We start from the raw sequence: 24,856 nt of genomic DNA, 5'->3' as shown, positions 1-24,856 counted from the left end.
CGCGGCAGGGGCTCGACAGGCGACAAGTGGCGTGTACACGCACCTCGTTCGGGGGCTCTCGGCGTGCCTTTGTGTCCCGTTTGGGGAGAGCCTGCGCGGAATCCTTCCACGGTCGGGTTTTCGGTGCGTCCGCGCCCGGTTTCGCAGCGTGATGAGCCCCCAACTCCGGCTGCATGCGGGCCTCTCTGCGGTCCGGACTAACCTCGTTGGGAGAACATCGCCACAATCCCTTGCCCGCGCGCACCACCCCACGCCCGCCGGGTCCCTGGGATCGACAGCCTGGAGAAACCCGAGCATGAACCGCAAGACTTTGGTGCTGCCGACAGTGGTCGGCCTGCTCGCTCCGGTGCTGGCCGCCTGTGGCGGAGTCGACGGCGGGGGCAGCAGCAGCGACGCGATCGTCGTCGGCACCACGGACACGTTCACCGCCTCGAAGGAGGCCCCGGCGCCGATCGACCCGGCCTACGCCTACGACGTCGGCACCTGGAACATCCTGCGCCAGACCGTGCAGACCCTCATGGTCCAGCCGCGCGGCGACGGTGAACCGGTGCCCGAGGCCGCCGAGAAGTGCGCGTTCACGGACAGCGGCAACGAGCGCTACGCCTGCACCCTGCGCAAGGACCTCAAGTTCTCCGACGGCGAGGCCATCACGGCGTCCGACGTGAAGTTCTCCATCGACCGGGCCCTGCGGATCAAGGCGGACAGCGGTGTGTTCGCCCTGCTGTCCACGATCGACACCGTCGAGACCCAGGGCGACCGCGAGGTCATCTTCCACCTCAAGTCCGCCGACGCCACCTTCCCGTTCAAGCTGTCCACCCCGGTCGCGGGCATCGTCAACCCGGACGACTACGACAAGGACAAGCTGCGCGACGGCTTCGACGTCGACGGCTCCGGCCCGTACACGCTCCACTCCGAGGTCAAGAACGACGAACTCGTCAATGCCGTCTTCACCAAGAACCCTTATTACAAGGGTCAGTTGACGCCGAAGAACGACAAGGTCGAAATGCGTTCCTTCGCGGACGCCGACGAGATGGGCACCGCGCTCTCCAAGGGCGACATCGACCTGATGACCCGCACGATGTCCCCCGAGCAGATCAGAAAGCTCGACGACGACTCGAGCGGCGACATCGACCTCGTCCAGATGCCCGGCCTAGAAATCCGTTACCTCGCCTTCAACACCGACGCGCCCACGGTGAAGACGAAAGCGGTCCGCCAGGCGATGGCCCAGATCATCAACCGCGCCGAACTCGTCTCCAAGGTGTACGGCGACGAGGCCGAGCCGCTCTACTCGCTGGTCCCGGCCACGATCACCGGCCACTCGAACTCCTTCTTCAACAAGTACGGCGAGCCGAACGACATCAAGGCCAAAACCCTGATGGAGAACGCCGGTATCACCACCCCGGTGAAACTGACCCTGCACTTCACGACCGACCACTACGGTTCGGCCACCAAGCAGGAGTTCGAGGAACTGCAGAAGCAGCTCAACGCCAGCGGGCTGTTCAAGGTGACCATCAAGGGCGCCCCCTGGACCACTTTCCGTCCGGCCGAGAAGGAAGGCGAGTACGACGTCTACGGGATGGGCTGGTTCCCGGACTTCCCCGACGCCGACAACTACCTCGCGCCGTTCCTCGACAAGGACAACTTCCTCAACCTGCCGTACTCCAACGCCAAGATCCGCGACAGCCTGATCCCCGAGTCCCGCCGCGAGGCCGACCGCCTGACGGCCTCCACGAGTCTCACGGACATCCAGGACATCGTGGCCGACGACGTACCCGTCCTGCCGCTGTGGCAGGGCAACCAGTACATTGCAGCGCGCGACGGCGTCACCGGAGCCGAGTGGGCCATCAACTCCTCGTCTACGCTCCAGCTTTGGGAGCTCGGCCGCGGTGTGACCAACTGACCCGCACACCCGTCCGACGCACACATCCCGACCCGGGGCTGGGACGGCCCCGGGTATCCAAGACCCGACGACAAGGCACTTCCACGTGAACCTGCGCAACCAGTGGCCAGTCCTGCCCATCGTGGCGGGGCTGGCTTCCGGCCTGCTGACCGGATGCGGCTCGGAGAACGGCGACTCGGGGGCCGACGGCTCCGCCGTGGTCATGGGGATGTCCGACGACGTCCTGGCGACCGACCCCGCCTCCGGCTACGACCCCGGTTCCTGGCTGTTGTTCAACAACGTCTTCCAGTCGTTGCTGAGCTTCCCCAACGGGGGCACCGAACCGCAGCCCGAGGCAGCCAAGGAGTGCGCCTTCAGCGACGCGCAGACCAAGGTGTACAAGTGCACCCTGCGCGACGGCCTGAAGTTCAGCAACGGTGACGAACTCACCTCGGAGGACGTGAAGTTCTCCTTCGACCGCATGCTGAAGATCAACGACGCCGCGGGCCCCGCGATCATGTTCCCGATGCTCGGCTCGGTGGACACCCCCGACGAGCAGACCGTCGTCTTCAACCTCAAGGTGCCCGACGCCACCTTCCCCAGCAAGATCGCCTCCGGCGCCGGCTCGATCGTCGACCACCAGCAGTACGACAAGGACGGCCTGCGCAAGGACGGCCAAGCCGTCGGCTCCGGCCCCTACAAGCTGGACTCGTTCGACGAGGACAGCGCGGTCTTCTCCGTCAACCCGAACTACAAGGGCACCGCCGAGGTCCACAACTCCGGCGTCACCCTCAAGTTCTTCCACGGCGACCAGACCAAGCTGAAGCAGGCGATCGTCGACAAGGACATCGACATCGCCTACCGAGGCCTCAAGGCCGGCGACATAGCCGACATCGAGAACGCCAGTGGCAACGAGGGCGTCGACGTCGTCGAGGGCACCAGCGCCGAGGTCCAGCACCTCGTCTTCAACATGGACGACCCGATCGCCGGAAAGATCGGCGTACGCAAGGCCATCGCCTACCTCCTCGACCGCGAGGCCCTGGTCGACCAGGTCTACGAGGACACGGCGACCCCCCTCTACTCGATCATCCCGGCCGGTATAGCCGGTCACAACACCGCCTTCTTCGACACCTACGGCGCCCGCCCCTCCAAGGCGAAGGCCCAGGCCGCACTCCAGGCCGACGGCATCACCGACAGGGTCAAGCTGACCCTCTGGTCGACCCCGTCCCGCTACGGCCCCGCCACCGACGACGAGTTCCAGGCCATCGCCAAGCAGCTCAACGCCAGCGGCCTGTTCGAGGCGACCGTCAAGTCCGTACCCTTCGCGCAGTACGAGAAGGACATCGAGGCCGGCAAGTACGGCGTGTACGTGAAGGGCTGGGTGCCGGACTACCCCGACGCCGACAACTTCACCGCCCCCTTCTTCGGCCAGGGCAACGTACTCGGCAACAACTTCACCAACACCACGATCACCGACACCCTGATCCCCGGCACCGCCGCCCAGAGCGACCGCGCCGCGACCGACACGGACTTCGGCGAGCTCCAGGACATCGTCGCCCGGGAGGTCCCCGTCCTCCCCATCTGGCAGGCCAAGCAGTACGCCGTCGTCCGCGATGACGTCTACGGCCTGGAGTACTGCCTCGACGCCTCGACCGTCTTCCGTTTCTGGGAGATCAACAAGGGCTGACACGGGCCGCACACGAACGAGGGCGCCCCTTCCGTTCCCGGAAGGGGCGCCCTCGTCGTCGTACACATCGGTCCCGTCACTGCGCGCCGGGCCGCACCAGCCCGCTCTCGTACGCGTACACCGCGGCCTGCACCCGGTCGCGCAGCCCCAGCTTGGTCAGCACATGCCCGACATGCGTCTTGACCGTGGTCTCACTGACGAACAGATCAGCGGCGATCTCCGCGTTCGACAGTCCCCGCGCCACCAGCTTCAGCACCTCGACCTCACGCTCGGTCAACGTGTGCAGCGCGTCCGGCACGGGCTCGTCGCCCGACGGCAGATGCCCCGCGTACTTGTCCAGCAGCCGTCGCGTGATGCTCGGCGCGAGCATCGCCTCACCCGAGGCCACCACCCGGATCGCCTGCACCAGCTCGTTCGCCGGCGCGTCCTTCAGCAGGAAGCCGCTGGCGCCGGCCCGCAGCGCCTCCACCACGTACTCGTCGAGATCGAAGGTCGTCAGCACCAGCACCTTCGCCGGCCCGTCCCGCCCCGGCCCGGTGATCTGCCGGGTCGCCTCCACACCGTCCATCCGCGGCATCCGGATGTCCATCAGCACAACATCGGGCTGCAGGGCCCGCACCTGGTCGATCGCCTGTAGACCGTCTCCGGCCTCGCCGACAACCGCGATGTCCTGCTCGGCCTCCAGAATCATCCGGAACCCGGTACGCAGCAGCGGCTGGTCGTCGACAAGTAGGACGCGGATGGCCACGTAAGTCTCCTTCGTTAGTCCACCGTCATTCTGCCCTGTGCCGCATCGCGCCCCGAAAGAGGCGCGGGGCTCTGTCGATCTGCGGCTCCGCCACGGGGCGCGACCAGCCCCCCACCCGGCCCGCGGAACACTACGGCGCTTCCGGCGGAGCCTCGCGCACCGGCAACGGATAGACCGGGGGAGTACCCCCGAACTCCGGACACACCGCCTGGTGATCGCACCAACCGCACAGCTTCGTCGGCCGGGGCCGCCACACCCCCGTCTCCGTGGCCTCCCGGATCGCCTCCCACAACGCCAGCAGCTTGCGCTCCACCCGCTCCAGGTCCGCCATCACCGGGTCGTACGTCAGCACGTCCCCACTGCCGAGATACACCAGCTGGAGCCGCCGCGGCACCACGTTCTTCAACCGCCACACGACCAGCGCGTAGAACTTCATCTGGAACAGCGCGCCCTCCGCGTACTCCGGACGCGGCGCCTTCCCCGTCTTGTAGTCGACGATCCGCACCTCGCCCGTGGGCGCCACATCGACCCGGTCGATGATCCCGCGCAACTTCAGCCCGGAATCCAGCTCCGCCTCGACGAACAGCTCACGCTCGGCCGGCTCCAGCCGCGTCGGATCCTCCAGGCCGAACCAGCGCTCGACCAGCTGCTCCGCCTCACCCAGCCAGCGCGCCAGCCGCTCCCCGTCCGGATCGTCCGCGAACAGCTCCACGACCTCCGGCCGCGACTCCCGCAGCCGGTCCCACTGACCCGGGATCAACGACTTGGCCTGCGGCGCCGTCCGCTCCGCCGCCGGAACATCGAACAGCCGCTCCAGCACCGCGTGCACCAACGTGCCTCTGGTCGCCGCCTCACTCGGCTTCTCCGGCAACCGGTCGATCACCCGGAACCGGTACAGCAACGGACACTGCATGAAGTCACTGGCCCGCGAGGGCGACAGCGACGCCGGCGCGGAGGGCGGCCTCACCGGCGAGACGGACTCGGCGGCGCCCTCGGTGCTCATTTCCATGACGACGACCATACGGCCCACCACTGACAGTGACCCAGCCGCCGCCACGCCCCGACCACAACCCCCGGCGAACACAGGGGGTGCCGGGGCGAAACCGGTCGCGACGGCCGCATACCATCGACCCGAGGCCCTTCCGCCCCGGAGCGGAAAAGGGAGACGCATCCGACAAGGGGACACCGTGGACGAGAGCGGCGGGAGCGGACAGCCGCGCTCCGGCAACGACCAGTCGACCGACCGCCACACCGGCGGTACGGCGCCGACCACCGACCCCACCCAGCCCGAACCGGCGACGACCGACACCCGGGTCGCGGAGACCGGGAAGCCCGACGCGGAGCCCACGCGGACCGACGAGCCTGTCGGCACCGACGAACCGGCAGCCCCGGAACCCCCGGAAACCCCGAAACCGGACGCGCCCGCCGACACCCCCGGACGCACAGGCACCACACCCCGCCTCGCCAAGTCCCGCGTGCCCCGGAAACCCAAGGACCCCGGCGGCGGGCTCCTCATGGGACGCCCCTTCGGCGTACCGGTCTACGTCGCCCCCAGCTGGTTCCTCGTCGCCGCCCTCATCACCTGGGTCTTCGGCGGCCAGCTCGACCGCGTGCTCCCCGAACTCGGCGCCGTCCGCTACCTCGTCTCCCTCTTCTTCGCGGTCGCCTTCTACGCGTCCGTCCTCGTCCATGAACTCGCCCACACCGTCGCCGCCCTCCGCTTCAAACTCCCGGTCCGCCGCATCCAGCTCCAGTTCTTCGGCGGCGTCTCCGAGATCGAGAAGGAGTCGGAGACCCCCGGCCGCGAATTCGTGCTCGCCTTCGTCGGCCCGCTCCTCTCCCTGATCCTCGCGGGCGTCTTCTACCTCGCGCTCCAGACCGTCGAACCCGGTACCGTCCCCGGAGTCCTGCTGGCCGGCCTGATGATCTCCAACCTCATCGTGGCCGCCTTCAACCTCCTGCCCGGCCTGCCCCTGGACGGCGGCCGTATGCTCCGCGCGGTCGTCTGGAAGATCACCGGCAAACCCATGACCGGTACGATCGCCGCCGCCTGGGTCGGCCGCGCCCTCGCCGTCTCCGTCCTCATCGGACTCCCGCTGCTCACCCAGGCCGGCGCGCTCGGCTCCGACGCCGAGGACAGCGTCGGCATGGACACCGTCACCGACGCGCTGCTCGCCGCGATCCTCGCCGCGATCATCTGGACCGGCGCCGGCAACAGCCTCCGTATGGCCCGCCTGCGCGAACACCTCCCGGAACTGCGCGCCCGCAACCTCACCCGCCGCGCGGTCCCCGTCGAGACCAACACCCCCCTCTCCGAGGCCCTGCGCCGAGCCAACGACGCAGGCGCCCGCGCCCTGGTCGTCGTCGACCCCGACGGAGAACCCCTCTCCCTGGTCCGCGAGGCCGCGATCGTCGGCGTACCCGAACACCGCCGCCCCTGGGTCTCCGTGAGCGGCCTCGCCCAGGACCTCACGGACGGCATGCGGGTCTCCGCGGAGCTCTCCGGCGAGGAACTCCTCGACGCCCTGCGCGCGACCCCCGCCACCGAGTACCTGGTCGTGGAGGACTCCGGCGAGATCTACGGAGTCCTCTCGGCGGCCGACGTGGAGCGCGCCTTCGTGAAGGCGATGGCCCGCCCGAACTAGGGCCCGGCCGGCCGAACTGCCACGAGGGTCAGTGGGACACCCGCCCGCGACGCCAGGAGCGGGCGGCCAGACGCTCGACGAGCAGGTAGTGGACCAGCAGCGACAGGAACCAGGTCACCACGCCCCCGACGAGGAACAGGCCGAGAGCACCGAGACCGGGCTGGCCGCGCCGCAGCAGCCAGTACACGGGAAGGTGCAGCAGGAAGAGGCTGTAGGACATCCGGCCGACCTCCGTGAGCAGGTCGCCCGACAGCAGCCGCGCCAGAGGGCCTCGGCCGCCGCAGAGCACCGCCGTCAGCAGAGCCGCGCCCAGCACGACCGCGACCACGTACCGGGCCCCGCCCTCCCCTCCGCCGAGACGAACGGCCGACACCGCCACCACCGCCGCGGCGGCGACACCGGCCACCGCCTGCAACACGCCGACCCGCCGGGTCACCGCACGCCCACCGCGTTCGGCCAGGTGTACGAGGCAAGCGGCACCGGCACCGGCCGCCAGGGCGAGTACCCGCGTACCGGTGACGACGTCGACGCCGGGCAGCGCCCCGCTCGCCGAAGCGACGGCCACCGCCCCGGCGAGCAGTGAGACGACCAGTGCCACCGCAGCGAGCCGGTGTCGGGCCAGCAGGCCGAGACAGGCCAGCAGAAGCGCCCACACCGACACGGGAAACGCGGTGACCACCCACAACCACAGCGGAGCCAGCGGCCGGTCCAGCGTGGGGACGACACCCAGCCGTAGACAGTGCACCCACTCTGCCCAGCCCCCATGACCCATCGGTCCGGCCAAGTCGCCGACGGTACGCGCGGAACCCAGCGCCCAACACACCGAGACGGTCAGGGCGACGGCCACCAGCAGGGCCGGAACCAGCCGCTTCGCCCTACGGGCCAGGAAACCGACGACGCCGGTCCTGCCGGTGGCCGTCGCCCTGCGGACGAGGGGCAGGGTGGCGAGAAAGCCCGTCAGCACCAGCAGAACGTCGACGCCCGCACCGGACCAGGAGACATACCGCCCACTCACGCCGGTGTCATGCAACAGAACAGCCAGCACAGCCACTCCCCGCAGACCGTCCACGGCGGAGAACCGCCCCCCACCCGCCTCCCGCGCCGACACCGGCCCAGCCTCGGCACCGGGCAGAGGCCCGGGAAGCAGCGCGGCGAATCGGACGGTGTCCACAGACGGAGCACTGCCGACGGGTCCACCGGTCGCGGCCCGCCCCGCCTCGACGCCGGGTGCCGACCGGATGATCGGATGCGGATGCGGATGCGGATCCGCGACCCGTCCGGCCTCGGCACCCTGGGGCCACCCGGCGGCGGGGAAGCGCCCGGCATCACTCACCGGCAGCCCGGCGGCCCATGGAGCCGGGCCGGTCTGCGGACGGGGACGGGGATGGGGGAGGGGACCGTTCTCGTACCGGGACGACTCGGCCGGGTTCGGGGGCAGGTGCCCGTAGCGCTCTTCGTTCATCTCGGCCAGGTCCGGAAGCAGGAGGTGATGACAGCCTCGGCGGGACGGCCGAGGAAGGAGGTGTGGGAGCCGGCGGGGGCGCCCGCTGCGGGGTCGGCGTGGAAGTCGAGGTTCCACCAGTACAGGCCGGCCATCTCCCGGTCCCGCGCGACCCGGCAGGCGGCCTCGAACCAGCGTTGCTGCACCGTGGGGTTGAGCTTCTCCCCGCCGGTCCAGACCGCCGGGTGACGATAGGCGCCGTCCTCGGCGATGATGCCGACCTCGCTCAGGACGATCCGGGGCAGCTTCCCGGTGCTCTTGCGGTCCAGCCAGCGCTGCCAGCCCTCGGCGATCTCCGCGACGGAGGCGTCGTCGCCGAGCCGGGCGAGCGGGAAGTACGCGTCGATGCTCAGATGGTCGACGGGGACGGGGACATGCCGGGAGACGTAGTCGTCCCAGTTGGCGTCGTAGGACAGCTCACCGCGGAACGACCTGCGCGCCGTGGCGATCAGCGAACGCCAGCGCGGATCGTCCTCCAGCGACGTCAGCTCCGCCCCGACGACGAAGGTGCTCACGTGATGACGGGCCGAGAGGGCGAGATACGGCGCGAGGAACGCTTCGTAGGACCGGAACCAGGCCGCCCTGTCGGCGGGGGCGAGCGAGCCGCGCCAGGCCAGCGGATCCCGGGCCACCAGACTCCGCTCATCGAGAAGCGGACGCACGGTGATGCGCAGCCCGGCCGCCGTCGCGGTGTCCAGGAGCATCCCCAGATGCCGTACGGAGGGCGTCGCGGCCGAGACACCGACCCGGCTCGCCGTCGGGCCGGCGGTCGCGAAAGGAAACGTCACCGAGACCGCGTTCATGTGCCTGCCGACCATGTAGTTCACCAGGCGCAGCGCGTTGGCACGCACGGACGAGTCCGTCTCGCCCGGGTAGGTGTACCAGAGCACCTGCGCCCCGAGCTGGGGGTCCCCACGCCGCCAGGGCCGGGCGACCCGCGCGGGCGCCGATTCCCCGCCGGCGGACGCGGAGGCGGAGGCAGAGGCCGACACCGGGGATCCGGCACCGGAGGAGACACACCCGGCCGTCAGCAGGAGAGCCAGGAGAGGCAGAAGAGGCAGGAGGACGAGGCCTTGAAGACCTCGCAGACGTGTACGCATCCCTCAGGCCGGCTTCGCGATCACGACGAACTGGTTCTCCACGCCGCGCAGACACCGCAACAGCCCCCGGAAGGAACCGACCGCCTCCCACAGCGCGAAGAACGGCATCAGGGCGACCACCGCGACCGGCTCCCACCACAGACGGCGGCCGTTGGCCGACACCGAGGCGTTGATCTTGAGGCCCTCCCAGTACATCCAGACCGCGTAGCCCATGGTCACCGCCCACAGAGGCAGGATCCACGGCGTGACCGGCGAGGTGTTGAGATCGCCGAGCAGCGCGCCGACCGCCAGGACGACACCGACGTGCTGGAAGGGGCCCAGGACCCACGTCGTCACGCTGTACATGAGCAGCGCCCGGGAACGGCGCGGCAGACCGCGGTTGAAGGCCAGCCCCACCAGACCCCACGACCAGCGCTCCCGCTGCTTGAGGAAGTCCCCCATGGTCGCCGGGGACGCGCCGTAACTGCGGCCGGAGAACCAGTCGCTGCGCCCCTTGTAACGGCTCGCGAAGACCAACGCCAGATGAGCGTCCTCGCAGATGGAGTCCGGGCCGAAGTCCCAGCCGATCGTGGCCTCGACGGACGCGCGCAGCAGCAGCAGCTCGCCGTGCAGCCCGGCCAGCGGAGTACCACCGCCGGTGAGAACGGCGAACCGGGCGATGTCGTCGGCGGGGCGGATCGCGTCGGCCAGCCACGTCAGGCGGTTGACGGCGTTCTCGCGCGGATACGTCAGCATGCCCTGGGCCAGGTGCTTGCCCTCGGGACCGGCACGGCGCTGGGCGTTGATGAAACGCGCCACCTGCTCGGCCGTGTCCGGACCGACACCGGTGTCGTCGTCCATGTGCAGCACCCACACGTCGTCGAGCGCCTCACCCTCGGCGATGCGCAACTCATGGGCGTAGTGATTGGCGCGGGCCTTGAAACGTGTGCCGTGGGGAGTCCGGTAGGCCTTCGGCACGGTGACCACACGAATCAGAGGACTGCGGGCGGCCAGCGCGTCGATACGACCGGCGGCCTCGCAGCCCTCCTCCGTCAGGACGTCGATACGCAGAGCGGGGAACCAGGCCGGCAGAAACGCGCAGTACGACAGCACCGACCGCTCCAGCGCCGGATAGGTGTCGTCACGGCCGATGGTCGGGACCAGCACGACAAGCCGGTCGTGCAGCGCCGGGGAGGCCTCCGTCCAGCCGCGCTGACGCGCGATACGACGACGGGTCAGCACGGCACCGGCGACGCCGACGAGCGAGGACACGACGGGCAGCGTCCACAGGACGGTGACCACCCAGCCCATCAGGGTCCGCTCGGAGGAGTACAGCGCGGAGGAGAAGACGTAGGCGAGGCCCGCGGTGACCAGGAACGGCAGCAGGCCCGGCTTCCAGACCGCCTGACGTTTCACCATCCGCGCAGTGCGGCGGGACCGGAAGAGGTCGACGCCGTCTGCAGAGGTGGTCATGATCACCCACTTGCGTACGTAAAGGACTGACTCATCACCAAGGGCCGTAACACCCTGGAAGTACCGGAAGTACTAAGCGGAACCATGCATGCCGATTGTAGAATTTGTGAAGATGATTCCCGTCACAGAACGGGACTCCCGAAACCGGTCCCGCACCCGCAAGCCCGATGGTCGGCGGCCCCCGACAACACCGGTAGGCTCTTCACATGTCCGAACCGACCGGTGCCGCCCGCAGGCGCGGGCCCTTCAAGGTCGGGGACCAGGTTCAGCTGACCGACCCCAAGGGCCGCCACTACACGTTCACGCTCGAAGCCGGAAAGAACTTTCACACCCACAAGGGTTCTTTCCCGCACGACGAGCTGATCGGCGCACCCGAGGGCAGCGTTGTCCGCACCACCGGAAACGTCGCCTACCTCGCGCTGCGCCCCCTGCTCCCCGACTACGTCCTGTCCATGCCCCGCGGCGCCGCCGTGGTCTACCCCAAGGACGCGGGGCAGATCCTGGCCTTCGCCGACATCTTCCCCGGCGCACGCGTCGTCGAGGCGGGGGTCGGCTCAGGCTCGCTCAGCAGCTTCCTGCTGCGAGCCATCGGCGACCAGGGCATGCTGCACTCCTACGAGCGCCGCGAGGACTTCGCCGAGATCGCCCAGCAGAACGTCGAGCGCTACTTCGGCGGCCCCCACCCCGCCTGGCAGCTCACCGTCGGCGACCTCCAGGACAACCTCAGCGACACCGAGGTCGACCGCGTCGTCCTCGACATGCTCGCCCCCTGGGAATGCCTGGAGGCCGTCTCCAAGGCACTCGTCCCCGGCGGCATCGTCTGCTGCTACGTGGCGACCACCACCCAGCTCGCCCGGACCGTCGAGTCCATCCGCGAGATCGGCTGCTTCAACGAGCCGAGCGCCTGGGAGTCGATGGTCCGCAACTGGCACATCGAGGGCCTGGCGGTCCGCCCCGACCACCGGATGATCGGCCACACCGGCTTCCTGCTCACCGCCCGCCGCCTGGCCGACGGCGTGGAGCCGCCCATGCGCCGCCGTCGCCCCTCCAAGGGCTCCTACGGCGAGGACTACACCGGCCCCAACGCCGACGGCGGCAACGGCCGCTGACCGCAGCAACACACCGACACCGTGGCCGAGTTCCCGCAGCACGCCGGGAACTCGGCCACAACGCTTTCCCGTTGACGCCACAACGGCACCGGTGCCGACACCGAACACCCCCTGACCCCGCCGTTCCCCCGCACTGTGACGTGTGGCACTATGCGGGACACCCCACCGGCACAGCTCTCCACGGGAGACACTCCGAGTGCAGCAATCCGCCGTCCCGGAACTGGCACACACGCACACCCGCCCCATCCACTGGCTTGCCACGGCCACCGCCCTGGCCGGCGTCGTCGCCCTCTCCTCGGCCCTCCAGCCGGGCTCCGCCACCGCGGCCCAGGCGGCCGGCCCCGCAGGAAGACCCGCCGCGGCCGCAGCGCCCCCCGACCCCACCGGGGTCGACTTCCCCCTCCAGTGCGGCCCGCTCCCGGTCCTCGTGCAGAACAAGGCCACCGGAGACCTCGACGGCGACGGCAGACCCGAAACGGTCGCCTCCGTACGCTGCGACGCGGGCTCCGGAACCCCGCCCAACGGTGTGTACGTCCTCACCCAGGCCGCCGACGCGGGGAAGCCGCGCATCGTCGCGACCCTCGTCGACCCCAAGGACCGCCTCACCGTCACCGACCTGACCGTCAGTGACGGCGCCGTCACGGCCACGCTCCTCGGCTACTCGTCCCTCGACGTGCCCCGGTGCTGCCCCGACATCGACGAGCGCGCCAAGTGGCAGTGGAAGAACGGCGCGTTCCTCCGCTCGACACCCGCCGGCGCACAGAGCGTGTGACGCGAGAACAACTGATCGACCGGCGATCGTGGAAGGTGTGCATCGCGCTCACCCCTGTGAGAAACCGGACAGGGGTGAGCGCGCGAATCAGCCGATGGTGGCGCGGAGTGGTCGGACCATCACTCCGCGTCCGGGCCGAAAACCTCGACCCTGTCCGAAACTCGACGTACGTGAATACAGTCGCCCGGACACTCCTTCGCCGAGTCCACCACATCCGTCAGCAACGGCAGCGGCACCGGCGTCGTCGCCCCCGGGGCCTGCAACAACTCGTCCCCGGGACTCTTCACGTACGCCAGCCCGTCGATGTCCAGCTCGAACACCTCCGGCGCGTACTGAACACAGATTCCGTCCCCGGTGCACAGGTCCTGGTCGATCCAGACCTCCAATGCCTCACCGTCGGCCACGGCCTTCTCCTGCACGGTCACATCTCCTGCCGTTTCTGTCCCGAGCAAGACAATCCGACGGCAAGTCGGCCCAGCTCTGACGGGTGTTGAACACTTCGACCCTACCTCCGGCCGCTTCCCAAGCACGTTCTGTGGGTATTCCCCTGGCGTGAGGGAGAGCGCAAGGGTGAAGATCGGACACACCTCGACAGTCTTTGTGATCTAGGGGTTTCAATCGACACCCACCCAGGTAGGGTCTGGAAGCGTCCAGCTCCCCTTGGAGGAGGTGAGGACCGTGGCAGCCCACGACGACGACATGAACCGCGGCATCCGCCCGGGACGAGGGTCCGACGACCCGTCCGGGCAGATTGCCTACCTTGAGCAGGAGATCGCCGTCCTGCGGCGCAAGCTCGCCGACTCTCCGCGACACACGAGGATTCTCGAAGAGCGGATCGTCGAACTGCAGACCAACCTGGCCGGCGTGTCCGCGCAGAACGAGCGGCTCGCCAACACACTCCGAGAGGCCCGCGACCAGATCGTGGCCCTCAAGGAAGAAGTCGACCGGCTGGCACAGCCCCCGGCAGGCTTCGGTGTCTTCCTGGTCGCCAACGAGGACGGCACGGCCGACATCTTCACCGGAGGCCGCAAACTCCGCGTGAACGTCAGCCCCAGCGTCGAGCTCGAAGAGCTCCGACGAGGCCAGGAAGTGATGCTCAACGAAGCTCTCAACGTGGTCGAGGCCATGGAATACGAGAGCGTCGGAGACATCGTCACCCTCAAGGAGATCCTCGAGGACGGCGAGCGCGCCCTGGTACAGGGGCACACCGACGAGGAACGGGTGGTACGGCTCGCCGAGCCGCTCCTGGACGTCGTCATCCGCCCCGGCGACGCCCTCCTGCTCGAACCCCGCTCCGGCTACGTCTACGAGGTCGTACCGAAGAGCGAGGTCGAGGAACTCGTCCTCGAAGAAGTACCCGACATCGGCTACGAGCAGATCGGCGGCCTGGGCAACCAGATCGAAATGATCCGCGACGCGGTCGAACTCCCGTACCTCCACCCCGACCTCTTCAAGGAGCACGAACTCAGGCCGCCCAAGGGCGTCCTGCTCTACGGGCCCCCCGGATGCGGAAAGACACTCATCGCCAAGGCCGTCGCCAACTCGCTGGCCAAAAAGGTCGCCGAAGTCACCGGCCAGGCCCAGGGCAAGAGCTTCTTCCTCAACATCAAGGGCCCCGAACTCCTCAACAAGTACGTCGGCGAGACCGAGCGACAGATCCGCCTCGTCTTCCAGCGTGCAAGGGAGAAGGCCAGCGAGGGCACCCCCGTCATCGTCTTCTTCGACGAGATGGAATCCCTCTTCCGCACCCGCGGATCCGGCGTCAGCTCGGACGTGGAGAACACCATCGTCCCCCAGCTCCTCGCCGAGATCGACGGCGTGGAAGGCCTGCAGAACGTGGTCGTGATCGGCGCCTCCAACCGCGAGGACATGATCGACCCCGCCATCCTGCGCCCCGGCCGACTCGACGTGAAGATCAAAATCGAACGTCCGGACGCCGAATCCGCCAAGGACATCTTCCAGAAGTACCTCACCGAGCGCCTCCCGCTGCACCCCGAGGACGTGGGGGAGCACGGCGGCGACAAGGTGGCCACGGTCCAGAGCATGATCCAGACGGCCGTGGAACACATGTACACGGAATCCGACGAGAACCGCTTCCTGGAAGTCACCTACGCCAACGGTGACAAGGAAGTCCTCTACTTCAAGGACTTCAACTCCGGCGCCATGATCGAGAACATCGTGGGCCGGGCCAAGAAGATGGCGATCAAGGACTTCCTCGACCACAAGCAGAAGGGCATCCGCGTCTCCCACCTCCTCCAGGCATGCGTGGACGAGTTCAAGGAGAACGAGGACCTCCCCAACACCACCAACCCCGACGACTGGGCCCGGATCTCCGGAAAGAAGGGCGAACGGATCGTCTACATCCGTACGCTCATCACCGGCAAGCAGGGCGCGGACACCGGACGCTCCATCGACACGGTGGCCAACACCGGTCAGTACCTGTAAAAAACGGGGTGGCTGCGGGTGCCCTCACCGGGTACCCGCAGCCACCTGTTTTTCAGGCCACAGCCGGAGCGAGGCAATGACGCAAATGATCTCCCCACCAGCGCAAAGGCGTTCTAGGCTCTTCCGTACCGCCGAGTCGCGCAGTGCGGGGACGGGCACCGCACACGCACCGGAGCACCAGCGGTACTTGAGCGGCGTCCCCGACCGAGGACACCGCCGGGCAAGGAGGGCCGCATGACCGTACGGCGAGTAATGGGCATCGAGACGGAGTACGGGATCTCCGTCCCCGGCCACCCCAACGCCAATGCCATGCTCACCTCGTCCCAGATCGTCAACGCCTACGCGGCGGCGATGCACCGGGCCCGCAGGGCCCGCTGGGATTTCGAGGAGGAGAACCCGCTGCGCGACGCGCGAGGCTTCGACCTCGCCCGCGAGGTCGCCGACTCCAGCCAGCTCACCGACGAGGACATCGGCCTGGCCAATGTCATCCTCACCAACGGCGCGCGGCTGTACGTCGACCACGCACACCCCGAATACAGCGCTCCCGAAGTCACCAACCCCCGCGACGCCGTCCTCTGGGACAAGGCCGGCGAACGCATCATGGCCGAAGCAGCCGAACGCGCCGCCCAGCTCCCCGGCGCCCAGCCGATCCACCTCTACAAGAACAACACCGACAACAAGGGCGCCTCCTACGGCACGCACGAGAACTACCTGATGAAGCGGGAGACCCCCTTCTCGGACATCGTGCGCCACCTCACGCCGTTCTTCGTCTCCCGCCAGGTCGTCACCGGCGCCGGCCGCGTGGGTATCGGCCAGGACGGCCACGAACACGGCTTCCAGCTCAGCCAGCGCGCCGACTACTTCGAGGTCGAGGTCGGCCTGGAGACCACCCTCAAGCGCCCGATCATCAACACCCGGGACGAGCCCCACGCGGACGCGGAGAAGTACCGCCGCCTCCACGTGATCATCGGCGACGCGAACCTCTCCGAGATCTCGACCTACCTGAAACTGGGCACCACGGCCCTGGTCCTCTCCATGATCGAGGACGGCTTCATCGCCGTCGACCTGGCCGTCGACCAGCCCGTACGCACCCTCCACCAGGTCTCCCACGACCCGACGCTCAAGCGACTGGTCAAGCTCCGCAGCGGGCGGACGCTGACCGCCGTACAACTCCAGATGGAGTACTTCGAACTCTCGCGCAAGTACGTGGAGGAGCGGTACGGGGCGGACGCCGACGACCAGACGAAGGACGTCCTGGTCCGCTGGGAAGACACCCTGAACCGCCTGGAGAACGACCCCATGAGCCTCGCCGGCGAGCTCGACTGGGTCGCCAAGCGGGAGCTCATGGAGGGCTACCGGCGCCGCGACGACCTCGACTGGGACGCCGCCCGCCTGCACCTGGTCGACCTCCAGTACGCCGACGTACGGGCCGAGAAGGGCCTCTACAACCGCCTCGTGGCCCGTGGGCGCATCAAGCGCCTGCTGGACGAGAACGAGGTCGAGCGGGCCCGCACGAAGCCTCCGGAGGACACGCGCGCCTACTTCCGCGGACGCTGCCTGGAGCAGTACGCGGACGACGTCGCGGCGGCCTCCTGGGACTCCGTGATCTTCGATCTGCCGGGCCGGGACTCGCTCCAACGCGTCCCAACCCTGGAGCCGCTTCGCGGAACGCGTAATCACGTGAAGGAGCTCCTGGACCGCTGCCGGACGGCAGAAGACCTGGTCAGGGTCCTGTCGGGCCACTGAGCGGGCCTTTGGGCCGGGGCGGCCCGGCAGGGTGGAAAGTGTGGCGTCCGGGAATCATCGAGGTGGTTCCCGGACGTTGTAGCAACAGCGGGGCCAATGTCGGACCCTGCTTGTAGGGTCTGATCAAGAACGTCGAACCGAGCGGGGTGAGGGTTATGGCGACCAAGGACACCGGCGGCGGACAGCAGAAGGCGACGCGCAGCACCGAGGAGGTCGAGGAGGCACCTGAGGCACAGGTGTCGGAGGACCTCAAGGAGCGCCAGGAGAAGCTGAGCGACGACGTGGACTCCGTCCTGGACGAGATTGACGATGTCCTCGAGGAGAATGCGGAGGACTTCGTTCGAAGTTTCGTTCAGAAGGGCGGCGAGTAGCCTTCGAATCAAAGGCTTCGGGGGCGCTCAGGTTGGCAAGCGAAGAGGGCTTGAAGCGCTGCTCGCGGTGCAAGGAATCAATGCCGCGAGCAGCCTTCGCCAGTAACAAATCGGCCCGTGACGGGCTGCAGGCCTACTGCCGGGAGTGCTGGGCGCAATATCACCAGACCCGGCAGCTGGCGAAGGGAAAAAATGTGCGGCCCCGTGTGGAGACGCCGGAGGGGCACAAGTTCTGTCGGAGCTGCGGTGAGGTCAAGCCACACAGTGAGTGGCATCGCAATGCAACAGCCTCCGACGGATTGTCGACGAGTTGCAGAACCTGCCGGGCAAGCAAGGGCCAAGCAGGGCATCTGAAGCGCCACTACGGCATGACGGTGGCCGAGCGTGACGAGATGGTCGCCTCTCAAATGGGGCTCTGCGTGATCTGCCTGAAAGCTCCTGCCATTCATGTGGATCACTGCCACGAGACGGGTAGGGTCCGTGGCGTACTGTGCTTCAACTGCAATTCGGCCATCGGCAAGTTGGGAGATGATCCCGACGCTGTTCGTCGGGCTGCCGCCTACTTGGAAGGATCCCCGTGGAAGCCAACACTCGTAGCACCGGGCGTCTACCGGCTGCCTTCCTGACGCCCGGGTCGTCGTCCTTCATGGACTTCCTGTCCGACCATCAGCCCGAGATGCTCCCGGGTAGGCGGCAGTTGCCGCCCACCCAAGGCGCGATCGAGGCGCCCCACGGCACGACCATCGTGGCCGTCACCTTCCCGGGTGGTGTCGTCCTCGCCGGTGACCGGCGGGCGACCATGGGGAACGTCATCGCGCAGCGGGACATCGAGAAGGTGTTCCCGGCGGACGAGTACTCGGCTGTCGGTATCGCCGGCACCGCCGGTCTCGCCGTGGAGATGGTGAAGCTGTTCCAGCTGGAGCTGGAGCACTTCGAGAAGGTGGAGGGTGCGCAGCTCTCGCTGGAGGGCAAGGCGAACCGGCTGTCCACCATGATTCGTTCGAACCTCGGTATGGCCATGCAGGGTCTTGCCGTGGTGCCGCTGTTCGCCGGGTTCGACGTGGACCGGGGGAAGGGGCGCATCTTCTCGTACGACGTGACGGGTGGGCGTTCCGAGGAGCACGGTTATGCCGCGACGGGGTCGGGTTCGATCTTCGCGCGTGGTGCGATGAAGAAGCTGTATCACCGTGATCTGAGTGAGGCTGACGCGACGACGCTGGTCATTCAGGCGTTGTACGACGCGGCGGACGACGATTCGGCGACCGGTGGTCCCGATGTCGCGCGCCGGATCTACCCGATTGTCACCGTGATCACCGAGGACGGTTTCCGCAGGCTGACGGACGACGAGGGTGCTGAGATCGCCCGTTCGATTCTGGAGCGGCGGCTTGAGCAGCCCGATGGCCCGCGTGCCGAGCTGCTGTAGTACCTCTCGCTGTTCAGGTGGTCCAGTGACTTCGAAAGAAAGGGACGGTTAATCCGGTGTCGACGCCGTTCTATGTCTCACCCCAGCAGGCGATGGCCGACCGGGCGGAGTACGCCCGTAAGGGCATCGCCCGTGGTCGCAGTCTGGTTGTGCTGCAGTATGCCGATGGCATCGTGTTCGTCGGCGAGAACCCGTCCCGTGCGCTGCACAAGTTCAGCGAGATCTATGACCGGATCGGCTTCGCGGCTGCCGGTAAGTACAACGAGTACGAGAACCTGCGGATCGGCGGTGTGCGGTACGCCGATATGCGCGGGTACACGTACGACCGTGCCGATGTGACGGCCCGTGGTCTGGCGAACGTGTACGCGCAGACGCTGGGCACGATCTTCTCCTCGGCGGCGGAGAAGCCGTACGAGGTGGAGTTGGTCGTCGCGGAGGTCGGTGAGACGGCCGACGGTGATCAGATCTACCGGCTGCCGCACGACGGTTCGATCGTCGATGAGCACGGTTCGGTGGCGGTCGGTGGCAACGCCGAGCAGATCAGTACGTATCTGGATCAGCGTCATCAGGACGGGATGTCCTTGGCGGAGGCGCTGAAGTTGGCGGTTCAGGCTCTGTCGCGGGATACGAACGGCACCGAGCGGGAGATTCCGGCGGAGCGGCTGGAGGTGGCGGTGCTGGACCGTACGCGTCCGCAGAAGCGGAAGTTCAAGCGGATCGTCGGTCGTCAGCTCGGGCGGTTGCTGGAGGCCGGTGGGGCGACCACGGAGGCGGAGAGCGCCGACGAGGAGTAGTCGTCCGGTGGGCGGTTGTGTTCCGCCTTTTGTTTTCTGTTTTCGCACCCCGGTCGCTTCTGGCGGCCGGGGTGTCGGCGTTGGTGGGGTTCAGGGCCGGCTGCGGGGTGGCGCTGTGGAGCCGCGTACGACGAGTTGGACGGGGATGTCGCCCTGGGTGGGGGTGCGGCCGTCGAGTACGGCGAGGAGGGCCTGCATACCGCGTTCGCCGAAGAGTTCGGCGTCGAGGCGGACGGTCGTCAGCTCGGGGTCGATGGCGGTGGCGAGGGCGAGGTCGTCGAGGCCGGTGACGGAGAGGTCGTCGGGGACGCGCAGGCCGAGGCGGCGGATGGCCTTGTAGGCGCCGGTGGCGAGTTTGTCGTCGTCGCAGACGAGAGCGGTGGGGTGGGGGCCGGGGCCGGTGAGGGCGGCTGTGGTGGCCTGCTGGGCGCCCTCGATGGAGATGGGGGCGTGGATGGTGCGTACGTGGGTGTCCGGGACGGTGGCGAGCCGTGTGGCGAGTTCGTGGGCTCGTACGGCGAAGGTCCAGGAGGGGATGTCGGCGGCGAGGTGGAGGAAGCTGCGGTGGCCGAGGCCGAGGAGGTGGTCGGCGATCTGGCGTACGCCGTCGGCGATGTCGAGGTTGACGGTGGCGGCGCCGAGGCTGCCCTGGGGGTCGCTGTCGAGCATGACGAGGGGGAGCTGGTCGCCGCGGATGGCGGTGAGGGCGTCGGCTGCCATGGAGGAGGCGAGGACGCCGTCGAGGGCGGCCTGGGCGGAGTGGAAGGGGTCTCGGGCGGGGCCGATGCCTTCGGGGGAGGGGTAGAGGACGACGCCGAAGCCGTGTTCGGCGGCGACGCGGGCGGCTCCGGTGTAGACGCCGGCGAAGAACTCGGTGGTGAGAGCGGGGACGACGAGGAGGACGGTGCGGGTGTGGCCGAGGCGCAGGTTGCGGGCTGCGAGGTTGGGGCGGTAGCCGAGTTCGCGGGCGGCGGTGCGTACGCGGTCCGCGGTGGTCTCTGAGACGCGGCCGCGCCATTTGTCGCCGAGGACGAGGGAGACGGCGGCCTGGGAGACGCCTGCGGCCCGGGCTACGTCGCGGCTGGTGGGTCGGGTGCTGCCTCGTGCCACCGTGTGCCTGCTCCTTCGTGTGGACGTGCGGACTGGGCACATGGTACGTATGACGGGCGACGTTATACGTAACACTTCCGGCGTCGCGATGGACGGGAAGGGCGGGTCATGGCGACGGGTTACCTGGAGATCCTCAGGGCACGGCATGCGGTGCGGCTGCTCGTGGGCACCCTGGTGGGCCGATTGCCGAACGCCACGGCGGCGATCGCCATCGTGCTGTTCGTCCGGGCCGAAGGCGGCACCTACAGCCTGGCCGGCGGGCTCGCCGCGGCCTACGGGGTGGCCAATGCCGTGGGACAGCCGCTGCTGGGGCGGCTGGTCGATCTGTACGGGCAGCCGCGGGTCCAGCTGTCGGCCGCGTTCGTGTCGGCGTTCGGCATGGCGGCGTTCGCGTTCGCGGGCACGGATCCGCTGCCCCTCGCGTATGCCGCCGTGGCGGTCGCCGGGTTGTTCACGCCTCCCCTGGAGGGCGGTCTGCGGGCGCTGTGGCCCTCTGTGCTCCGCGAGGAGGGCCAGGTGCACACGGCGTACGCGATAGACGCGGTGGCGCAGGAGGTCATGTTCACCCTGGGGCCCTTGCTGGTGACGTTGTGCGCGTCACTGTGGTCGGCGCAGGCCGCGTTGCTCGTGCTGAACGTGATCGGGGTCCTGGGGGCGCTCTCCGTGGTGCTGTCGCCGCCTTCGCGGGACTGGCGTTCGGCGCCGCGCGAGGCGCACTGGCTGGGGGCGCTGCGGTCGCCGGGGCTGCTGGTGATGCTGGGGGCGTTCCTGTTCGTGGGGATCGCGCTGGGGTCCATCACGGTGGCGTCGGTGTCGTACGCGGACGAGCACGGGGGTGACACGGTGTACGGCTGGCTGATGGCGGCCGTCGGGCTGGGTGCGCTGCTGGGTGGGTCGGTGTACGGGGCGCGGCAGTGGAGTGGGCCGGCGGAGCGGCGACTGACGGTGCTGGTAGGGCTGCTGGCGGTGTGTTACCTGCCCTTGACGCTGATGCCTGGTGCGGTCGCGATGACGTTGCTGATGGTGCTCGCGGGTGTGTTCCTGGCGCCGGCTCTCGCGTGTGTGTTCGTGCTGGTCGACCGGCATGCCCCGCGGGGGACGGTCACCGAGGCTTTCTCCTGGCTTGTGACGACGTTCACCGTGGGTGCTTCGCTGGGAACGGGCCTCGCGGGGCCGGTCGTGGAGTGGGGCGGAACGCTGTGGGGGTTCGTCGTGCCCGGGGCCGCGGGGGCCGTGTCGTTGCTGGTTCTGCTGGTCACCGGGCGGGTGCTGGCGGTGCCCGCCGGGGGTGCGGTGGTTGCGGTCTCATCGGAAAATGATCCAAACCGTGCTGCCGGATCCCGTTTCAGCTCGGGGGATCGGGCGTAATGTTCAGTCATGGACCGCCGCATTTTCGGGCTGGAGAACGAGTACGGCGTCACGTGTACGTTCAGGGGACAGCGGCGTCTGTCTCCCGACGAGGTGGCTCGGTACCTCTTCCGCCGTGTCGTGTCATGGGGCCGTAGCAGCAACGTCTTTCTGCGAAACGGCGCACGCCTCTATCTTGACGTGGGATCACATCCGGAATACGCGACACCGGAATGTGACAACGTGACGGAACTCGTCACCCACGACAAGGCCGGCGAGCGCATTCTCGAAGGACTCCTGGTGGACGCCGAACGACGCCTGCACGAGGAAGGAATCGCGGGCGACGTCTACCTCTTCAAGAACAACACGGACTCGGCGGGCAACTCTTACGGTTGCCACGAGAACTATCTGGTGGCCCGGCACGGGGAGTTCTCCCGGCTCGCGGACATCCTCATTCCGTTCCTCGTCACCCGCCAGCTGCTGTGCGGTGCGGGCAAGGTGCTGCAGACGCCGCGCGGTGCCGTGTACTGCGTGAGCCAGCGGGCGGAGCACATCTGGGAGGGCGTCTCCTCGGCGACCACCCGCTCCCGGCCGATCATCAACACGCGTGACGAACCGCACGCGGACGCAGAGCGCTACCGCCGGCTGCATGTCATCGTCGGCGACTCGAACATGTCCGAGACGACCATGCTCCTCAAGGTCGGTGCCACCGACCTGGTGCTGCGCATGATCGAGGCGGGCACGGTGATGCGGGACCTGACTCTGGAGAACCCGATCCGGGCGATCCGCGAGGTCAGCCATGACATCACGGGCCGCCGCAAGGTGCGGCTGGCCAGCGGCCGGGAGGCCTCGGCGCTGGATGTGCAGCGCGAGTACTACGAGAAGGCCGTGGACTTCGTCGAGCGGCGAGGTATCCGTACGGGCACGGTCGCGCAGGTGCTGGAGCTGTGGGGCCGGGTGCTCGACTCCATCGAGGCCGAGGATCTGGACCGGATCGGCACCGAGATCGACTGGGTGATGAAGTACCAGCTCATCGAGCGGTACCGGGCCAAGCACAACATGACGATGTCGCATCCGCGCGTCGCTCAGATAGACCTCGCCTATCACGACATTCACCGCAGGCGGGGTCTTTACTACCTGCTGGAGAGGAAGAACCAAGCCGCGCGGATCTGCAACGACTTGAAGATCTTCGAGGGCAAGTCGGTTCCGCCGCAGACCACTCGGGCGCGGCTGCGCGGTGACTTCATCAGGCGGGCTCAGGAACAGCGCCGTGATTTCACGGTCGACTGGGTGCATCTGAAGCTCAACGACCAGGCACAGCGCACGGTGTTGTGCAAGGACCCGTTCCGCAGTGTCGACGAGCGGGTGGAGAAGCTGATCGCCGGAATGTGACCGACTGTCGGTCGGCCGGCGCGTAATCAGTGTGGGATCCCGGTGCCCGGAGGCGTTCGTGCCTCCGGGCACCGGCGTTTTCCTCGCGCCGCCGTGGGTGTTCCCGTTCCGGGTTGTGCTGATTTCCTGAGTGGAATTGTTCGTCCTGGTGGCGCTCATTTGTGACGGGGTGTCGGCTTCGCGGCGGCCGCTGTGACCATGGCCTGTCCGACGGCGTGTCCTGTGCCGATCCGTACCGGGAGCGCGTAGGTCGTAGAGTGGCGGCCATTGTCCCCGCCCCCGATCCCAGTTGGACTGATGAACTACAACACGAAACGACGCATGGTCGCGCTGCTGGCCGTTCCCGCCCTGTTGTTCACCGCCGCCGCGTGCGGATCGGACGACAAGAAGAAGGACGAGGCGGTGGTGGGCGGCGTCGCCGAGGTCAAGGGGAAGGTTGGGGAGAAGCCCGAGATCTCTGTGCCCAAGGGCGGCAAGCCGGCCGGGAAGACCGTGGTCAAGACGGTTTCGGAGGGCAGCGGAAGTCCGATCAAGGCCTCCGACTTCGTCCGGCTGGACTGGACCGTCGAGAAGTGGGGCGGCGCTGAGGAACTCGGCGGCACCTGGGCTGCCGCGGCAGACGGCTCGACGGCCCGACGGCAGTCCGTCGAGCAGGTCGGCAAGCAGAGCCAGCAACTGCCCGCGAAGGTCCTCGATGCGGTGAAGGGCAAGAAGCCCGGCAGCCGGACCCTGGTGCAGGGCACCGCGGGTGACCTGATCGGTGAGAACCTGAACACGTCCGCCGGGCTCGCCACGACCGACGTGCTGGTCTGGGTGGTCGACGCGGTCGGCGTCGGCACCGTCGACGCCAAGGCCGAGGCCAAGGGCGAGCAGGCGGCCTCCGAGGCGGGCCTGCCCAAGGTCGAGGCCCCGTCGCAGAAGGCGGCGGTCGTCACCATCCCCAAGGGGGTCAAGGCTCCCAAGGCCCTTGAGCAGCAGGTGCTGATCAAGGGCAGCGGCAAGAAGGTCGAGGCCGGGCAGGGGCTGGTCGCGCAGTACACCGGGGTCAAGTGGGAGGACGGGAAGAAGTTCGACTCCTCCTGGGACCACGGTGGCGCCACCGCCTTCCAGATCGGCACCGGTTCGGTGGTGGCGGGCTGGGACCAGGGTCTCGTCGGCAAGAACGTGGGCGACCGGGTGCTGCTGGTGATTCCGCCCTCCCTCGGTTACGGCGCGAGCCCCGGCAGTGAGCTGGCGAAGAACACGCTGGTCTTCGTGGTGGACATCCTCGGCGCCGTCTGACCGCGCTCGTCTGTGAGACTGTTCCCGACGCAGGTCACGCAACAAGGAGAGATG

21 protein-coding genes are annotated in these 24,856 nt (G+C 68.3%); 14 read left to right on the top strand and 7 right to left on the bottom strand.

Going from position 1 to position 24,856, the window contains the following annotated elements:
- Positions 1-295 precede the first annotated feature (295 nt).
- Both OHN74_RS07770 and OHN74_RS07765 read left to right on the top strand, forming a co-directional pair.
- A complete protein-coding gene (locus tag OHN74_RS07770) occupies positions 296-1,900 on the top strand; it encodes an ABC transporter substrate-binding protein (protein WP_327693781.1) in 1,605 nt (534 codons plus the stop codon).
- A gap of 85 nt (positions 1,901-1,985) precedes the next feature.
- A complete protein-coding gene (locus OHN74_RS07765) occupies positions 1,986-3,566 on the top strand; it encodes an ABC transporter substrate-binding protein (RefSeq protein WP_327693780.1) in 1,581 nt (526 codons plus the stop codon).
- A gap of 76 nt (positions 3,567-3,642) precedes the next feature.
- Here OHN74_RS07765 and OHN74_RS07760 read toward each other — a convergent pair whose 3' ends face one another.
- Both OHN74_RS07760 and OHN74_RS07755 read right to left on the bottom strand, forming a co-directional pair.
- Positions 3,643-4,314, bottom strand: coding sequence for a response regulator (locus OHN74_RS07760; RefSeq protein ID WP_055529669.1), 672 nt, complete (start codon positions 4,312-4,314; stop codon positions 3,643-3,645).
- Between the two features lie 130 nt (positions 4,315-4,444).
- Positions 4,445-5,323 (bottom strand): RecB family exonuclease, encoded by an 879-nt coding sequence (locus OHN74_RS07755; protein ID WP_443060354.1) that lies wholly within the window; start codon positions 5,321-5,323, stop codon positions 4,445-4,447.
- 178 nt (positions 5,324-5,501) lie between these two features.
- Between OHN74_RS07755 and OHN74_RS07750 the strand changes: the two genes are divergently transcribed.
- Entirely contained in the window at positions 5,502-6,959 is a 1,458-nt protein-coding gene (locus tag OHN74_RS07750) for a site-2 protease family protein (RefSeq protein WP_327693779.1), read from the top strand.
- Between the two features lie 28 nt (positions 6,960-6,987).
- On the opposite strand, the gene OHN74_RS07745 is transcribed toward OHN74_RS07750, so the two are convergent.
- The 3 genes from OHN74_RS07745 to OHN74_RS07735 all read right to left on the bottom strand — a co-directional run bounded on the left by OHN74_RS07745 (position 6,988) and on the right by OHN74_RS07735 (position 11,012).
- Positions 6,988-8,421, bottom strand: a complete 1,434-nt coding sequence (locus tag OHN74_RS07745; RefSeq protein ID WP_327693778.1) for an acyltransferase family protein — start codon at positions 8,419-8,421, stop codon at positions 6,988-6,990.
- Positions 8,418-9,452, bottom strand: a complete 1,035-nt coding sequence (locus tag OHN74_RS07740) for a glycoside hydrolase family 113 (RefSeq protein WP_327693777.1) — start codon at positions 9,450-9,452, stop codon at positions 8,418-8,420. Before OHN74_RS07740 ends, OHN74_RS07745 begins: the two co-directional genes overlap by 4 nt.
- A 111-nt stretch (positions 9,453-9,563) precedes the next feature.
- Complete coding sequence (locus tag OHN74_RS07735) at positions 9,564-11,012, bottom strand: glycosyltransferase family 2 protein (protein WP_327693776.1); 1,449 nt, start codon at positions 11,010-11,012, stop codon at positions 9,564-9,566.
- Between the two features lie 206 nt (positions 11,013-11,218).
- Here OHN74_RS07735 and OHN74_RS07730 point away from each other — a divergent pair, with 206 nt between their 5' ends.
- On the top strand, positions 11,219-12,121 hold the full coding sequence (locus OHN74_RS07730) for a tRNA (adenine-N1)-methyltransferase (RefSeq protein WP_164320531.1): 903 nt from the start codon (positions 11,219-11,221) through the stop codon (positions 12,119-12,121).
- Between the two features lie 196 nt (positions 12,122-12,317).
- On the top strand, positions 12,318-12,893 hold the full coding sequence (locus OHN74_RS07725; RefSeq protein WP_327693775.1) for a hypothetical protein: 576 nt from the start codon (positions 12,318-12,320) through the stop codon (positions 12,891-12,893).
- Positions 12,894-13,012: 119 nt separating this feature from the next.
- Here OHN74_RS07725 and OHN74_RS07720 read toward each other — a convergent pair whose 3' ends face one another.
- Positions 13,013-13,318, bottom strand: a complete 306-nt coding sequence (locus tag OHN74_RS07720) for a ferredoxin (RefSeq protein WP_327693774.1) — start codon at positions 13,316-13,318, stop codon at positions 13,013-13,015.
- A gap of 253 nt (positions 13,319-13,571) precedes the next feature.
- Between OHN74_RS07720 and arc the strand changes: the two genes are divergently transcribed.
- The 6 genes from arc to prcA all read left to right on the top strand — a co-directional run bounded on the left by arc (position 13,572) and on the right by prcA (position 19,672).
- Positions 13,572-15,338, top strand: coding sequence for a proteasome ATPase (gene arc / locus OHN74_RS07715; protein WP_189146348.1), 1,767 nt, complete (start codon positions 13,572-13,574; stop codon positions 15,336-15,338).
- A gap of 234 nt (positions 15,339-15,572) precedes the next feature.
- Positions 15,573-17,084 carry a depupylase/deamidase Dop gene (gene dop / locus OHN74_RS07710; protein WP_371658795.1) on the top strand — a complete coding sequence of 504 codons (1,512 nt, stop codon included), beginning with the start codon at positions 15,573-15,575 and terminating at the stop codon, positions 17,082-17,084.
- A gap of 155 nt (positions 17,085-17,239) precedes the next feature.
- Entirely contained in the window at positions 17,240-17,455 is a 216-nt protein-coding gene (locus OHN74_RS07705) for a ubiquitin-like protein Pup (RefSeq protein ID WP_006379817.1), read from the top strand.
- An 80-nt stretch (positions 17,456-17,535) separates the two neighbouring features.
- Positions 17,536-18,081: an endonuclease VII domain-containing protein gene (locus OHN74_RS07700; RefSeq protein ID WP_327693773.1), complete on the top strand. Its 546-nt coding sequence runs from the start codon at positions 17,536-17,538 to the stop codon at positions 18,079-18,081.
- Complete coding sequence (gene prcB / locus OHN74_RS07695; protein ID WP_327693772.1) at positions 18,033-18,878, top strand: proteasome subunit beta; 846 nt, start codon at positions 18,033-18,035, stop codon at positions 18,876-18,878. The genes OHN74_RS07700 and prcB overlap by 49 nt, the downstream gene beginning before the upstream one ends.
- Before the next feature lie 56 nt (positions 18,879-18,934).
- On the top strand, positions 18,935-19,672 hold the full coding sequence (gene prcA / locus OHN74_RS07690) for a proteasome subunit alpha (protein WP_327693771.1): 738 nt from the start codon (positions 18,935-18,937) through the stop codon (positions 19,670-19,672).
- A gap of 90 nt (positions 19,673-19,762) precedes the next feature.
- Here the strand turns inward: prcA and OHN74_RS07685 are convergent, their stop codons facing one another.
- Positions 19,763-20,782 carry a LacI family DNA-binding transcriptional regulator gene (locus OHN74_RS07685; RefSeq protein WP_327693770.1) on the bottom strand — a complete coding sequence of 340 codons (1,020 nt, stop codon included), beginning with the start codon at positions 20,780-20,782 and terminating at the stop codon, positions 19,763-19,765.
- A gap of 108 nt (positions 20,783-20,890) precedes the next feature.
- On the opposite strand from OHN74_RS07685, the gene OHN74_RS07680 reads away from it, so the two are divergent.
- The 3 genes from OHN74_RS07680 to OHN74_RS07670 all read left to right on the top strand — a co-directional run bounded on the left by OHN74_RS07680 (position 20,891) and on the right by OHN74_RS07670 (position 24,802).
- Positions 20,891-22,150 carry an MFS transporter gene (locus tag OHN74_RS07680; protein WP_327693769.1) on the top strand — a complete coding sequence of 420 codons (1,260 nt, stop codon included), beginning with the start codon at positions 20,891-20,893 and terminating at the stop codon, positions 22,148-22,150.
- Positions 22,151-22,159: 9 nt separating this feature from the next.
- Positions 22,160-23,521: a Pup--protein ligase gene (gene pafA, locus OHN74_RS07675; RefSeq protein ID WP_327693768.1), complete on the top strand. Its 1,362-nt coding sequence runs from the start codon at positions 22,160-22,162 to the stop codon at positions 23,519-23,521.
- Between the two features lie 297 nt (positions 23,522-23,818).
- Positions 23,819-24,802, top strand: a complete 984-nt coding sequence (locus OHN74_RS07670; RefSeq protein ID WP_327693767.1) for an FKBP-type peptidyl-prolyl cis-trans isomerase — start codon at positions 23,819-23,821, stop codon at positions 24,800-24,802.
- Positions 24,803-24,856 lie beyond the last annotated feature (54 nt).

The sequence above is a fragment of the Streptomyces sp. NBC_00459 genome (genome assembly GCF_036013955.1).
GTDB lineage: Bacteria > Actinomycetota > Actinomycetes > Streptomycetales > Streptomycetaceae > Streptomyces.
This window is presented reverse-complemented; position numbering and strand designations above follow the sequence as displayed.

Excerpts from the sequence above, each read along its gene's own strand:
- OHN74_RS07755 (WP_443060354.1), bottom strand. The coding sequence starts at position 5,323 with ATGGAAATGAGCACCGAGGGCGCCGCCGAGTCCGTCTCGCCGGTGAGG.
- pafA (WP_327693768.1), top strand. The coding sequence starts at position 22,160 with ATGGACCGCCGCATTTTCGGGCTGGAGAACGAGTACGGCGTCACGTGT.
- OHN74_RS07735 (WP_327693776.1), bottom strand. The coding sequence starts at position 11,012 with ATGACCACCTCTGCAGACGGCGTCGACCTCTTCCGGTCCCGCCGCACT.
- OHN74_RS07730 (WP_164320531.1), top strand. The coding sequence starts at position 11,219 with ATGTCCGAACCGACCGGTGCCGCCCGCAGGCGCGGGCCCTTCAAGGTC.
- OHN74_RS07705 (WP_006379817.1), top strand. The coding sequence starts at position 17,240 with ATGGCGACCAAGGACACCGGCGGCGGACAGCAGAAGGCGACGCGCAGC.
- dop (WP_371658795.1), top strand. The coding sequence starts at position 15,573 with ATGACCGTACGGCGAGTAATGGGCATCGAGACGGAGTACGGGATCTCC.
- OHN74_RS07670 (WP_327693767.1), top strand. The coding sequence starts at position 23,819 with ATGAACTACAACACGAAACGACGCATGGTCGCGCTGCTGGCCGTTCCC.
- OHN74_RS07745 (WP_327693778.1), bottom strand. The coding sequence starts at position 8,421 with ATGAACGAAGAGCGCTACGGGCACCTGCCCCCGAACCCGGCCGAGTCG.
- OHN74_RS07680 (WP_327693769.1), top strand. The coding sequence starts at position 20,891 with ATGGCGACGGGTTACCTGGAGATCCTCAGGGCACGGCATGCGGTGCGG.
- OHN74_RS07700 (WP_327693773.1), top strand. The coding sequence starts at position 17,536 with ATGCCGCGAGCAGCCTTCGCCAGTAACAAATCGGCCCGTGACGGGCTG.
- OHN74_RS07770 (WP_327693781.1), top strand. The coding sequence starts at position 296 with ATGAACCGCAAGACTTTGGTGCTGCCGACAGTGGTCGGCCTGCTCGCT.